Source organism: Gemmatimonadota bacterium (genome assembly GCA_021295815.1).
Classification (GTDB): Bacteria; Gemmatimonadota; Gemmatimonadetes; order Longimicrobiales; family Gaopeijiaceae; genus JAGWBQ01.
Map to the genome: position 1 here is coordinate 1 of JAGWBQ010000002.1, position 12,802 is coordinate 12,802.

The window sequence follows — 12,802 nt, forward strand, 5'->3', positions numbered from 1 at the left end:
GGCGGCTTCGGCGCTGACTTCGTCGCCCGCGGTCCATGTTCCAGCCTCGCCGGCGCAGGAGGTGGTCGATCTTCCGGATGAAGACCGCCTCCTGGCTTTCGAGACCGAGGAGCTCTTCTCCGTCGGCGGATTCGAGGCCACCGGCTGGGACGCTTTCGGAGACGTGGAAGGGGTGGCATTCGACGATTCCGGTCACCTGTACATCTTCGACGGTCAGGTGGCACGGATGTTCGTGCTCGACCGAGACGGCAGGCTGGTCCGGGATTTCGGTAGGCAGGGGGAAGGGCCCGGCGAGCTTCGCGGACCGTGGGACTTCGCCGTCACGCCTGACGGACGCACTATCATCCACGATGCGGCTGATGGCGCGTTCGTGATCTTCGCTCCCGACGGGTTATTCGAACGACAGGTTTCCACGAGTGGTGGCTTCGAAGCCCTCGCCGCCGGCGGCAGTTTCAGTTTTTCGGGGGTATCAGTGGGTCGGTTTCGCGCCCTTGGGGAGGGCGACGAGGTCGTTGCGTTCTCGGGTCGAAAGGTGACCCGCTGGAACGTCTCCGGTCAAGATGCCGAGAGCGCGGTCGTGCTCGAGGGCTGGGAGCCGCCGCCGGCGCCAAGGCGCGAAGTTCCCCAGGGCCAGTTGTCGGAAGGGGTCAGCGTGAACTTACAGGTCGAGAGAGCGTTCACGCCGGGCATGTATGCCACTTCGTTCGCGGACGGCCGCATCGCCTATTCCGACTCATCCGACTACGAGATCCGGTTGGCAGGGCCCGACGGGGAGATCTTTCGCGTTTTCCGTCGGGCCATAGCGTCCGAGACCGTCACGGAGGAGGTGATGGCCAACGAACGGGAAAGGAGAGAGCGACCAGAACGAGCACCGAAAAGCAGCTTTTCGATTGTGATGAACGGGGTGGACGTTGGTGGATTGATGCAGCAGTGGGAAGCGGATCCCAAAAACCTCGTCTTCTGGCCGGAGGTCCCGGTGTTGAGGGGCATCCGATCGAGCTGGGAAGGACTGCTCTGGATCCGCCGCAGGGGTGATAAACCTCACGAAATCGACGGACCCATCGACATCGTCCACCTTGCCGACGGCTACGTCGGCACTCTCGAAGGGGGCACCCCGTTGCCCGACGCGTTCGGACCGGACGGCATCGTCGCCTACATCGAGATGGACGAGTACGACGCACAGCGAGTGGTGGTAAGGAGGCTGCCGGAGGCGGTGCGCTGACTCCGACTCCCGGTTCGGGCGCCTGACCGCACCTCGCTTCCGCCGACACCGTTCGCATGCTCACCCGGATCGTGAAAAGATCCGCATGATGCCGAACATGGCCGCGAATTCCATGGAACCGGAACGCATTGGCGGCGGTGGAGCTCCCTCCAACGCACTCGTTGTCGAACTCGACGCCTACCATGGACCTCTGGGCCTCCTGCTCCATCTGATCCGATCCCAGGATCTGGACATTTTCGACATCCCGGTCGCGGGGATCACCGCCCAGTTCCTCGAGGTCGTCCACGGAAGCGGTGCGCTGCAGCTCGACGAGGCTGGCGAGTTCATGGAGACCGCCGCCATGCTCCTCCGCATCAAGTCGCAGATGTTGCTGCCCGACCCCGACGAGACCGACTTCGAGGACCCGAGGGCGGAACTGGTTCGACGCCTCTTGGAGTACGAGCAGATGCGGGAGCTGGGACGCCGCCTCAGGAAGGCGGAGGAGGCTCGCAGGCTCCGTTACTCCAAGGGTTACGTTGAGGAACGTCCGACTCGAGAAAAACCGGAAGTCGAACTTCGGCTGAGCTGGAACGAGCTCATGGAAGCCGCGCGCGATCTTGTCAGGCCGCCTCAACCTCCGCCGGTGCCGGCTCCGAGGGTGACGGTCGCCGAAAAAACCGCGTTGGTCGTCGAGCGGCTGCGGACGGCAAGACGCGTCGAGTTCCACTCCCTCATCGTGGATAGGGACGCCATGCAGGTCGCCGTCACCCTGCTGGCATGCCTGGAGCTTGTGAGGAAGCGAACGATCCGGCTGCGCCAGGTCCGCCAGTTTTCGCCGCTATGGCTCTACCGCGCCACGAGCGGTGGGCAGAGCGCAGACCCTGTGGAGGGAACGTGAGCCTGGATGTCTCCAGGATCGTCGAGGCGGTCCTCTTCGCCTCCGACGTGCCGCTCTCCGCCGACGAAATCGCGCGAGCCCATGAAGACCTGGACGAAGAGGCCGTAGACGGAGCGTTGGCGCAGCTCCAGATGGAGTACGCAATCGAGGGGAGGGCCTTCGCGATCGTGAACGCGGCCGGCGGACACCAGATTCTCACGCGACCGGAGTTCGCACCCTATCTCGAACGCGCGGCGAGCGTTCCGAAGGTGGCGAGGCTCTCGGCGCCCGCACTCGAAACTCTCGCGATCGTCGCCTACCGCCAACCCATCGGGCGGGTGGAGATCGAGCACGTTCGCGGCGTCGGTTCCTCCGGGGTGCTGCGCACGTTGTTGGATCGCGGGCTGATCGCTGTGACCGGACGCGGTGAAGGGTTGGGAAGACCTCTGCTCTACGGGACCACCGACGGCTTCCTGGAGCACTTCGGCTTCACCGGCCTGGACGATCTGCCGCGGCCTGCCGACCTTCCCGTCGTTCTCACCGACGAGAGCACGAACGCCGGCGACTCCGCCGAGGCCGATCAAGGCTCCACTGAAGCCGCCTCGGACTCCACCGCTCCCCAGACAGCCGAGGTGTGATGTCGATCCGACTGCACAAATACGTCGCGAGCTGCGGTCGCGCCTCGCGCCGAGAAGCCGAGCGCCTGATGGCCGCCGGCAGGGTCGCGGTGAACGGCAAGCCGGTGAGCGAACCCGGCGCCCTCGTGGATCCGGAACGCGACCGAGTGACCGTGGACGGTGTAGCCGTCAGGGAGCGGCGCGTCCGCTGGATCGCGCTCAACAAGCCCAGAGGAGCGGATGTCACCCGGCACGACCCCCACTCGGAACTCTCGATCTATGACCTCTTGCCTCGGGAGCTCGCCCACCTGTTCTATGTCGGCAGGCTCGACCGTGAGAGCGAGGGGCTCCTTCTGATGACCAACGACGGCGCCAAGGCTCATGCCATCCAGCATCCTTCGGGGGCCGTCGATCGGGAGTACGAGGTGGAAGTCGCGGGAAGCGAGGTCCTTGCGAAAGTTTCCAGGCTCGCGAGGGGAGTCGCCCTCGAGGACGGGACGGCAAGACCGGTCGATATCGGCGTGTCTTTCGGCTCGCGGGGAGAGGCGACTCTTCGCCTCGTGCTCAGGGAAGGGCGGAAGCGAGAGGTCCGCAGGATGATGGCCGCGGTCGGACTCGGGCTCAGGCGTCTCACGCGCACTCGTTTCGGTTCGGTCAGCCTCGGCTCCCTTCCCGCAGGCGAATGGCGCGACCTGACCGAGCGGGAAATGGACGGGCTCGCACAGGCGCCGAAGAACGTGGCTGGCGCCGCCACGCGAGACCGTCGCGGACTGCGGAAGCGACGTGGCCTCCAGGGGTGAAGGCCATGAAGTCGGAGTTCTTCCCGAATCTCGTCGTGGTCGACCATCCTCTCGTCCGCGACAAGATGACCCGGCTTCGTTCAGCCGAATGCGGCGTCCGAGATTTCCGGGAGTTCGTTCGGGAGGCGACGGCGTTGGTGGCCTACGAGGCCCTGCGCGAAGTCGGCGAGGAGGCGGTGGCGGTAAGGACTCCCCTCGAACTCTCGGTGGGCTCGCGGGTGCCCGCCCGCACGTTGGCATCGGTCGTCGTCCTCAGAGCCGGTCTGGGCATGATCGAGGCGGTCGAACGGCTCGTCCCCGGCATAGCCGTGGGCCATGTGGGCATGGAGCGGGACCACGAGACGCTCGAGGCCTCCGAGTACTGCTTCAAGGTCCCGCCGGGATTGGAATCTCGGCACGTGCTGGTGCTCGATCCGATGCTGGGGACCGGGGGAACCGCCACCGCGGTCGTCACGGGGCTCAAGAAGCGGGGCGCTCGCAGCCTGGCGTTCATATGTCTGGTCACCTGCCCTGAGGGCGCTCTGGCCTTCCAGTCCGCGCACCCGGACGTGTCCGTTCATACGGCCTCGTTCGATCGCGAGCTGAGCCGGTCCGGCTACATCCTCCCCGGACTCGGTGACGCCGGCGACAGGCTCTTCGGAACGGAGGGCTGAACCGTGAAGGTCCTGATCGTCGGCGCCGGCGCTGTCGGCTTCGATCTGGCGCGACGGCTTGCGGACGAGAGCCAGGACGTCGTCGTCGTCGACAACGAGCCTGAAAGGATCGAGTTCATATCGAACCAGCTCGACGTGCTCGCCATCGGAGGCAACGGCGCATCGATTCCCGTTCTCTCGCGGGCCGGAGTCCGGGACGCGGGGCTCATTCTCTCGGTCACGAGCCGCGACGAAGTCAATCTCATCGCCTCCATGGCGGGCAAGCGCATGGGCGCCAAACGGGCCATCGCGCGCATTTCCTCCCCGGAATACTACCAGAGCGGCAACGTGCTCTCCGGCGACGCTCTCGGTATCGACCGGATGGTGAACCCTGAACGCGAGTGCGCTCGGGAGACCTACAACCTTCTCCGGAGCGAGATCGCCACCGAGGTCATTCCCATCGCCGACGGCCTCGTGTACCTGATCGGTCTTCGCCTCGACGCCGACGCTCCCGTGCTCGGTCGCTCGCTGAGCGTTCTGGGCGAGGAGCAGGCCGAAGCCGGCAAGCGCAGATACTCGGCGGTCGCGGTGATGCGCGGGGACCGGACGATCATCCCGCGTGGAGACACCGTTCTGGAGGCAGGCGACAAGACCTACCTGCTCTGTCCGCCCGACGCCATCGCGGACATCGGACGTCTCGCCGGGAAGGAGCGCTCCCACCTGCAGCGGGTCATGATCGCGGGCGGCAGCGCGGAAGGGGAGCGGCTGGCTCGCATCCTCTGCGACAACGGCATTTCCTGCACTCTGGTGGAAAGAGACAAACCACGCTCGCACGAGATCGCCAAGGCGGTGCCCAAGGCTCTCGTGATGCATGCCGACGCCACCCACCTGGAGCTCCTGGAAATGGAAGGCGTGTCGGGCGTCGACGGCTTCGTGGCCGCTACCGGGAGCGACGAGACCAATCTGCTCGTCTCGCTGCTCGCGAAGAGCGCGGGAGCGCCCAAGGTCATCAGCCTGGTGCACGAGTTCGACAACTTGAGGCTCGTTCCCAAGGTCGGGATCGACGCCGCGGTGTCGCCGCGCATGTCCACGGTCAATGCCATCATGCGGTACGTCAGACGCGGGAAGGTCGCGACCCTTGCAGAGGTGATCGACGCCAGCGCGGAGGCGCTCGAGTACGTGATCGAACAGGAGACGCCGGTGGCGGGGCGTCCGCTCCGCGAAGACTATATGCCGGCGGGCGCCGTCGTGGGGGCCATTGTGAGAGACGGCAAGATGATCGTTCCTCATGGCGACGACGCGCCGCTTCCCGGTGACGAGGTGATCGTCTTCGCCCTGAGGAACGCCGTGCGCAAAGTCGCGAAACTCTTCACGTAGTGTCTCTCCGCAGAGTCGCCGCCGCCGTCGGCCTTCTCCAGCTCGCGGTGGGATTCGCCATGACGCTTGCCGCCGCAGTGGCGGCTCTCTACGGCGGGAAAGATGCCGGCGGGATCGCTCTGGCGGCGCTCGTAACCTTGGCGGCGGGCGCGGCGCTCAGCAGGGCGAACCGAGTCAAGGGCGGCCTCACGCACCGGGAGGGATATGCCGTCGTGGCGCTGGCGTGGGGTCTGGCGGCGCTTCTGGGCACTCTCCCCTATGTCCTGACGGGGACGCTTCCGCCTTTCCACGCCCTCTTCGAGTCCATGTCCGGCATCACTGCCACGGGCGCTACGGTGATCGGCGACGTCGAGTCCCTGCCCAAAGGTGTTCTCTTCTGGAGAGCGATCTCGCAGTGGTTGGGCGGCATGGGCATCATCGTGCTTCTGGTGGCGGTTCTGGGCCACCTGGGGGCTGGAAGCGTGCGCCTCTTCTCGGTGGAGGCCGCCGGCCCGACCCCCGAGAGGATAAAACCCCGGATCACCCAGACCGCAAAGCTGCTCTGGCTGGTCTATCTGGGTCTTACCGCAAGCCACTTCCTTCTTCTTCTCGCCGGAGGGCTCAACGCGTTCGACGCCATCGCACACGCTTTCACCACGGTCGCGACCGGTGGCTTCAGCACCAACAACCTCTCGGTCGGCGGATTCGGATCGGCGTACGTCGAATGGGTGACCACCTTCTTCATGTTCTGCGGCGGAGTCAATCTCGCCCTCCACTTCCGGGCCGCCACCGGAAAGCCGGTCTATCTGAAGAGCAGCGAGTGGCGCGTCTTCACCGTGCTGGCCGTGGGAACGGGACTCCTGATCGCGGCGCTTCGGATTGGTGGGGGAGCGGAGACGGGCGAGGCCGTCCGGCAGAGTCTCTTCCAGTCGGTGGCGATAATCACCACCACGGGCTACGCCGCCGGCGACTACGAGACCTGGGGCGCGGGCGCGCAGATGCTGCTCTTCATGCTCTTCCTCGTCGGCGGCATGGTCGGATCGACTTCCGGGGGCGTCAAGGTACAGCGGGTAATGGTGCTGGCCAAGCACGCCGGCAACCAGCTCCGTCGTCTTCTGCACCCGAAAGCCGTCCTCTTCCCCCGAATCGACAACAAGCCGGTGAACGAGGACATCCTCGCCGCCGTCACGGGCTTCATCGTTCTCTTCGGGGCGATTCTCCTGCTTGGAGCGGTCGCCCTGGCGACGATGGGGATCGATCCGCTGACGGCCATCGCGGCGAGCGCTGCCACCGTGGGGAACGTCGGTCCGGGGTTCGGAGAGGTGGGCGCCGTGGACAACTACGGCTGGATGCCCGCTCCGGCCCTCGCGCTGCTCTCCTTCCTCATGCTGGTGGGCAGGCTCGAGGTCTTCACCGTTCTGCTCCTGTTCCACCCGGACATGTGGAAGGGTTTGCGGGTCCGGAGGTAGGGCGGTCGGCCCTCCGCGAAGCGGTTGGCTCGGTCGTCAGTTCTCCCAGATTTCGCGGATCAGCCCCTCGCGTTCCGCGTCGGGCAGGAATGCCGCCTCGAAGCCGTTTCGGGCGATAGTGCGCAGGGCTCCCTTGTCGAGGCCCAGGTCGTCGCGGGCGTGGCGATACTCGTCGATGAGATTCACGCCCGACATCAGCCGGTTGTCGGTACAGATGCTCGTGCGCACGCCCTCCTCGTAGAAACGGCGCAGGGGATGCTCCGCGTGAGTGGCCGCGACCCGGGTCTGTACGTTCGAGGTCTGGCAAACTTCGATAGTGACGCCTAGATCGCGGACGCGGGCGAGAAGCTCCGGATCTTCGACCAGACGCGTGCCGTGTCCGATGCGCCGGGCGAAACCTTCTTCGATCGCCTGACGGATCGAGCTCGGTCCCCAGGCCTCACCGGCGTGGATCGTGATGGGTAGACCGGCTTCCCTCGCCAGTTTGAAGGCTTCGGCATGATCGCGAACCGGATAGCCCTTCTCGGGTCCGGCGATGTCGAAGCCGCAGGCCGCGCGTCCGCGACGGCCGACTGCGAGCTCGGCCATCTCCATCGAGTGCGACGCCGGAAGACTCCTCAAAGCGGCGACGATCCCCTGAGCCCGACAACCGGTATCGGCCTCGCCTTGGCGCAGACCTTCCTCCACTGCCGAAACGACCTTCTCGACGTCGAGTTCACCCTTGGCATGGAGGTGCGGGCAGTAGCGAATCTCGACGTAGCGCGCGTTGTCGGCCGCCGAATCCTCGACGATCTCTCTCGTGACGCGGACGATGGAGTCTCGATCCTGCATGATCGAGAGGGTGAGCGCGAAGCCCCTAAGGTACTCGTTGAGATCTCGAGCGTCTTCCACGCACATGAAGTCCGCGAGCTGGTCGGCGGTCTCGACCGGCAGCGCCACGTTGCGCTCGCGAGCGAGCTCGAGCATGGTGCCGGGGCGCAGACTGCCGTCCAGGTGGATGTGGAGTTCGGACTTGGGAATGGATCGAAGCACGGATGATCCGCTCAATTGCGGTGGGGGCGGACCTCAGTTGCAGTGAGGCCCTTCGGCGGAGGCGAGACCTTTTTCGACATCGACGAGCGGAGCACGGTAGTTTCCGGAGAAGCAGGCGTCGCAGAAGCTCGAGTTTCCGTTCGAGGCTACCTCGATCATGCCCTCCAGGCTCAGGTAGGCGAGTGACTCGACCCCTAGCCGAGCCCGGATCTCTTCCGGTTCCATGGTGGCTGCGATGAGTTCGCCGCGGGTCGGCATGTCGATACCGTAGAAACACGGCCAGCGGACCGGTGGACTCCCGATGCGGAAGTGCACCTCGCTGGCGCCCGCCGCCCTGAGCATGCGCACGAGGGAGCGGCTGGTGGTGCCGCGCACGAGCGAATCGTCGACCACGACTATGCGCTTGCCGGCGATAACCTCGTCGACGGTGTTGTACTTCATGCGCGCGGCGAAATCTCGATCGCGCTGAGAGGGTTTGATGAAGGTGCGACCGACGTAGTGGTGGCGGAGAAGACCGAGCTCGAACGAGATGCCGCTCTCCTCGGAGTAGCCGAGGGCGACCGAGTTGGCGCTGTCCGGAACCGAGATGACCGCGTCGGCCTCCGCCGGGTGTTCGCGGGCCAGCCGGCGACCCATCATGCGTCTGGCCGCGTCCACGCTGCGACCGTCGATCCGAGAGTCGGGCCGTGAGAAGTAGACGTGTTCGAAGACGCAGGGCGTGCTGCTGGCGGCGGGAGGTAGAGAGCGCATCGGGCGCTTCCGGCCGCTCTCGAAGCGGACGACCTCGCCGGGTTCGAGGTCGCGCTCGTATTCGGCGCCCAGGATGTCGAGAGAACAGGTCTCGCTGGCCACGACCCAACCGGGGTCGAGCCGCCCCAGCACGAGGGGTCTGAGGCCTCTAGCGTCGCGGGCGGCGTAAACGACGTCGTTGATGGCGAGCACCATCGAGAACGCCCCCTCCAAGTGCTGGAGAGCGTCGTCGAGTCGGGCGTCGGGGGTGTGGTGGCGCGACTTGGCGATGAGGTGGACGAGCACCTCGGAATCCGACGTGCCCCGGAAGATCGCACCTTCCTCCACCAGCCATTTCCGCAGGGTCAGGTGGTTGGTGAGGTTGCCGTTGTGGGCCAGAGCCAGAGCGCCGCCCGAGAACTGCGCCGTGGTGGGCTGGGCGTTGTCCGACCCGCCGCCGCCGGCCGTGGAGTAGCGGACGTGGCCGATCGCGGTCTCTCCGGTGAGCTTCGCGAGCGACCAGGGCTTGAAGACGTCTCCCACCAATCCTTCGCGCTTGCGGATGTGGGCTCCGTCGTCCCTGTTGAACGTGTAGATGCCTGCGGCCTCCTGCCCCCTATGCTGGAGCGCGTAGAGCGCCAGGAATGCGGCCTCGCAGGCCTTTGGCGCTCCGTTAACGGCTACGATACCGCACATCTTGCTCTTGCCCGTGCTCGGAGGGCGTTCCAGGAGGCTTCATCGACCTCAGGAATCGCCCATGATGGAGGAGATCTCAAGATAAGCGATTCCGAGGGATTTCGCGCTACAGACCAGACGATCTCCCGAACTGCTCATATCGATCGCGAATGCCCCGCCCGGAGCTCCGACCCGGCCGATGCGGGTCGCTGGAACGTCTCCTGCCGCCGCCCGCGCCAGCGTCCGCTCGGTTTGGGAGGGCGAACACGAAATCACGATCCGTCCGTTGGTCTCGGAGAAGAGCAGGGCTATCGGATCGAGGGCGTCGGTGAGCGTGATCCGGGCGCCGAACCCGGAACGGCCGTTACCGCCTCCGAGGGTGCACTCGGCGAGCGTGCACGACAGTCCGCCGGTCGAGGCGTCGTGCGCCGACCGGACGAGCCCGTCGGAGATGAGACCGAGAAGGAGTTCCTGGAGTCTGCGCTCGGCGTCCAGATCCACACCGGGAGGTGCGCCGGCCACGACGCCGAAGGTGCGGTACAGGTATTCGGAGCCGCCGAGCTCGTCCCGGTTGTCGCCGAGAAGGACGATGTCGTCGCCCTCGGCGCGGAACGCCGATCCGACCACCCGGTCGCAGGATTCGACGACTCCCACCATGCCGATGACCGGAGTCGGGTATATGGGCGAACCGTCGGTCTCGTTGTATAGCGAGACGTTTCCGCCCGTCACCGGGGTTCCGAAGGCTCTGCAGGCCTCGCCCACGCCGGCCACCGCCTCCGCCAGCTGATAGTAGACCGCGGGCTTGCGCGGGTCGCCGAAGTTGAGGTTGTTGGTGATGGCGAGCGGCTTCGCTCCCACGCAGACGAGATTGCGCGCCGCCTCGGCGACCGCCGCCTTGGCGCCGGTGCGCGGCTCGAGAAGGACGTGACGGGCGTTGCAGTCCACCGTGGCGGCGATCCCGTGTCGTTCGCCGCGAATGCGCACCACGCCGGCATCTCCGCCGGGTCCCACGACGGTCGAAGCCTGCACCGTGGAGTCGTACTGCTCGTAGACCCAGCGTTTCGAGGCCACGTTCGGGGAGGAAAGCACGTGGAGGAAGAGATCGGCGAGCCCGCCTTCTTCCCGTGTGGCGCCGTCTCGCGCACTGCGGAATCGCGCGCTGCAGGTCGTCCCGCCGCCGGACGCTTCTCCTTCTTCGGTCGCCTCGCCCTCCTTCCGCGCCAGAGCTTGCCGCCAGAGGTCAGGCTCGGTGTACCGATTGACGTCCGTCTCCCGTCTCTTCACCGCCTCTTCGCCCTCCACGGCCTCGCGCACGTAGGTGGGGCAGCCGTCCACTAGAAGACCGGCGGGGATGTCGCAGACGGGAATTCCGTCCTCCAACACCCTGAAACGCCCGTCCGAAGTCACTCTGCCGATGGTGGCGGCCTCGAGTTCCCACTTGTCGAGTATTTCTCGCACTTGGGCCTCGCGACCGGGGAGCGCTACCACGAGCATCCGTTCCTGGGACTCGGAGAGGAGGATCTCGTACGGCGTCATCCCGCTTTCACGGACCGGAACCAGGGCGGCGTCGATCTCGACTCCGCTTCCGCCGCGCCCCGCCATCTCCGATGCCGACGAGGTGATCCCGGCGGCGCCCATGTCCTGAATGCCGGTAATCGCGCCGCTGGCGATCAGCTCCAGGCTCGCTTCCAACAGGAGCTTCTCCTTGAAGGGGTCGCCCACCTGCACTCTGGGGCGCGACGCGTCGTCGTCGTCCGCGCTCAGCTCCTCGCTGGCGAAGGTCGCTCCGTGGATGCCGTCCCTGCCGGTGCGCGCGCCCACGGCCATCAGAGGGCTGCCGTCGCCGGCGGCCACTGCGGTGATGAGCTCGTCCTTCTTCAGGACGCCGACGCACATGGCGTTGACTATCGGGTTGCCCTCCCAGCCGCGATCGAACCAGACCTCTCCTCCGATGTTGGGTATGCCCACGCAGTTGCCGTAGTCGCCGATCCCGCGCACGACTCCGTCGAAGAGGTACCTGACGCGAGGAGTGTCGAGATCGCCGAAGTGAATGGAATCGAGCACGGCGACGGGGCGAGCGCCCATGGTGAAGACGTCGCGCAGGATGCCGCCGACCCCGGTCGCGGCCCCCTGGTAGGGCTCGACTGCGGAAGGATGGTTGTGCGACTCGATCTTGAAGGCGACGGCGTACCCGCCTCCGATCTCGACGACGCCGGCGTTCTCACCCGGGCCCTGGATCACCGTCGGCCCCTCGGTGGGATAAGTGCGGAGCAGGGGTCTCGAGTTCTTGTAGCCGCAGTGCTCGGACCACATCGCGCTGAAAACGCCGAGCTCGGTGAAGGTCGGCGCGCGTCCGAGCCCGTCCTCCATCAGCCTCCGCTCCGACACCGAGATGCCGTGGTCGCGAAAGATCTCGGAGGTCAGGTCGGGATCGCCCGGCCTGGGCCCGGGAGATTCGTTCACGATGCCGCGCCCACCGCCGCCGAAGCCGTCAGCGACTCGAAGATGCCGAGTCCGTCGGTCGAACCCATCAGAATGTCGACGGCGCGCTCCGGATGCGGCATCATGCCCAGAACGTTGCCTCGGGCGTTGACGAGCCCGGCGATCGAATGCGCCGAGCCGTTGGGGTTGGCGGAGGGGTGCGTTTCGCCGCTTCGGTTCACGTAGCGGAAGGCGATGAGTCCCTCGTCCGTCACCCGTTCGAGCGTCGCGGCCTCGGCATAGTAGCGCCCCTCGGCGTGTGCGATAGGCATGTCGAGAACCGCCCCGGGCTCGAGCCGTTTGGTGAACGGCGTATCGGTCCGCTCGACCCGGACGCTCACCGTCTCGCTCTGAAAGCGGAGAGAGGTGTTCACGACGAGGGCGCCCGGAAGCAGCCCGGCCTCGCAGAGGAGTTGGAAGCCGTTGCAGATGCCGAGGACGAGCCCGCCCCCGGCCGCGAAGCTCCGCACGTCGCGCATGACGGGGCTCAGCCGAGCGATGGCCGCCGGTCTCAGATGATCGCCGTAGGAGAATCCGCCCGGGAGCAGCACCGCGTCGAAGCCGTCGAGGTCGGCGTTCCGGTGCCAGACGAGCTCGGCGTTTCCGCCTGCCGCCGCGACGGCCTCGGCGAGATCGACGTCGCAGTTGGAGCCCGGAAAGGTGACGACCGCCGCCCTCACCCTTCGAGTTCCCGGCACTCGACCACGGCGAAGGACTCTGTCACGGGGTTTGCCAGCAGCTTCCGGCACATCGCCGCCGCGGCCTGCTCCGCCGCCGCGACGTCTTCCGCCTCGAGTTCGAGATGGACGGTCTTGCCCACTCGGGCGTCGGCCAGCTCCCGGAAACCGAGCGAGCGCAGGGCGTGGCGGATTGAGGAGCCCTGCGGATCGAGGAGTCCCTTGCGGGGCATGATGCGCACCTCGACCTCGTAGT

General features: G+C 66.4%; 12 protein-coding genes. 7 read left to right on the forward strand and 5 right to left on the reverse strand.

From position 1 onward, the window contains the following. The 7 genes from J4G12_00635 to J4G12_00665 form a co-directional block, all read left to right on the forward strand. Positions 1 to 1,222: 6-bladed beta-propeller (locus J4G12_00635; protein ID MCE2454314.1), on the forward strand; the 1,222-nt coding region annotated here is incomplete at its 5' end. Positions 1,223 to 1,334: 112 nt separating this feature from the next. Further along, positions 1,335 to 2,099: a segregation/condensation protein A gene (locus J4G12_00640; GenBank protein MCE2454315.1), complete on the forward strand. Its 765-nt coding sequence runs from the start codon at positions 1,335 to 1,337 to the stop codon at positions 2,097 to 2,099. Next, the gene (scpB, locus tag J4G12_00645) at positions 2,096 to 2,716 is read left to right on the forward strand and encodes an SMC-Scp complex subunit ScpB (protein MCE2454316.1); all 621 of its coding nucleotides are present in this window, start codon (positions 2,096 to 2,098) and stop codon (positions 2,714 to 2,716) included. The genes J4G12_00640 and scpB overlap by 4 nt, the downstream gene beginning before the upstream one ends. Beyond that, positions 2,716 to 3,495, forward strand: a complete 780-nt coding sequence (locus tag J4G12_00650) for an rRNA pseudouridine synthase (protein ID MCE2454317.1) — start codon at positions 2,716 to 2,718, stop codon at positions 3,493 to 3,495. Before scpB ends, J4G12_00650 begins: the two co-directional genes overlap by 1 nt. Before the next feature lie 5 nt (positions 3,496 to 3,500). Beyond that, complete coding sequence (gene upp, locus J4G12_00655; GenBank protein ID MCE2454318.1) at positions 3,501 to 4,148, forward strand: uracil phosphoribosyltransferase; 648 nt, start codon at positions 3,501 to 3,503, stop codon at positions 4,146 to 4,148. 3 nt (positions 4,149 to 4,151) lie between these two features. Then, entirely contained in the window at positions 4,152 to 5,504 is a 1,353-nt protein-coding gene (trkA, locus tag J4G12_00660; GenBank protein ID MCE2454319.1) for a Trk system potassium transporter TrkA, read from the forward strand. Further along, positions 5,504 to 6,952: a TrkH family potassium uptake protein gene (locus J4G12_00665; GenBank protein MCE2454320.1), complete on the forward strand. Its 1,449-nt coding sequence runs from the start codon at positions 5,504 to 5,506 to the stop codon at positions 6,950 to 6,952. The genes trkA and J4G12_00665 overlap by 1 nt, the downstream gene beginning before the upstream one ends. Before the next feature lie 36 nt (positions 6,953 to 6,988). Here J4G12_00665 and add read toward each other — a convergent pair whose 3' ends face one another. The 5 genes from add to purS are packed head-to-tail and all read right to left on the reverse strand — an operon-like array spanning position 6,989 to position 12,779. Continuing rightward, a complete protein-coding gene (add, locus tag J4G12_00670; protein ID MCE2454321.1) occupies positions 6,989 to 7,984 on the reverse strand; it encodes an adenosine deaminase in 996 nt (331 codons plus the stop codon). Positions 7,985 to 8,017: 33 nt separating this feature from the next. Beyond that, positions 8,018 to 9,409, reverse strand: coding sequence for an amidophosphoribosyltransferase (locus tag J4G12_00675; GenBank protein MCE2454322.1), 1,392 nt, complete (start codon positions 9,407 to 9,409; stop codon positions 8,018 to 8,020). A gap of 48 nt (positions 9,410 to 9,457) precedes the next feature. Next, the gene (purL, locus tag J4G12_00680) at positions 9,458 to 11,851 is read right to left on the reverse strand and encodes a phosphoribosylformylglycinamidine synthase subunit PurL (protein MCE2454323.1); all 2,394 of its coding nucleotides are present in this window, start codon (positions 11,849 to 11,851) and stop codon (positions 9,458 to 9,460) included. After that, on the reverse strand, positions 11,848 to 12,549 hold the full coding sequence (gene purQ / locus J4G12_00685; GenBank protein MCE2454324.1) for a phosphoribosylformylglycinamidine synthase subunit PurQ: 702 nt from the start codon (positions 12,547 to 12,549) through the stop codon (positions 11,848 to 11,850). The genes purL and purQ overlap by 4 nt, the downstream gene beginning before the upstream one ends. Further along, entirely contained in the window at positions 12,546 to 12,779 is a 234-nt protein-coding gene (gene purS / locus J4G12_00690) for a phosphoribosylformylglycinamidine synthase subunit PurS (protein ID MCE2454325.1), read from the reverse strand. The genes purQ and purS overlap by 4 nt, the downstream gene beginning before the upstream one ends. Between the last annotated feature and the right edge of the window lie 23 nt (positions 12,780 to 12,802).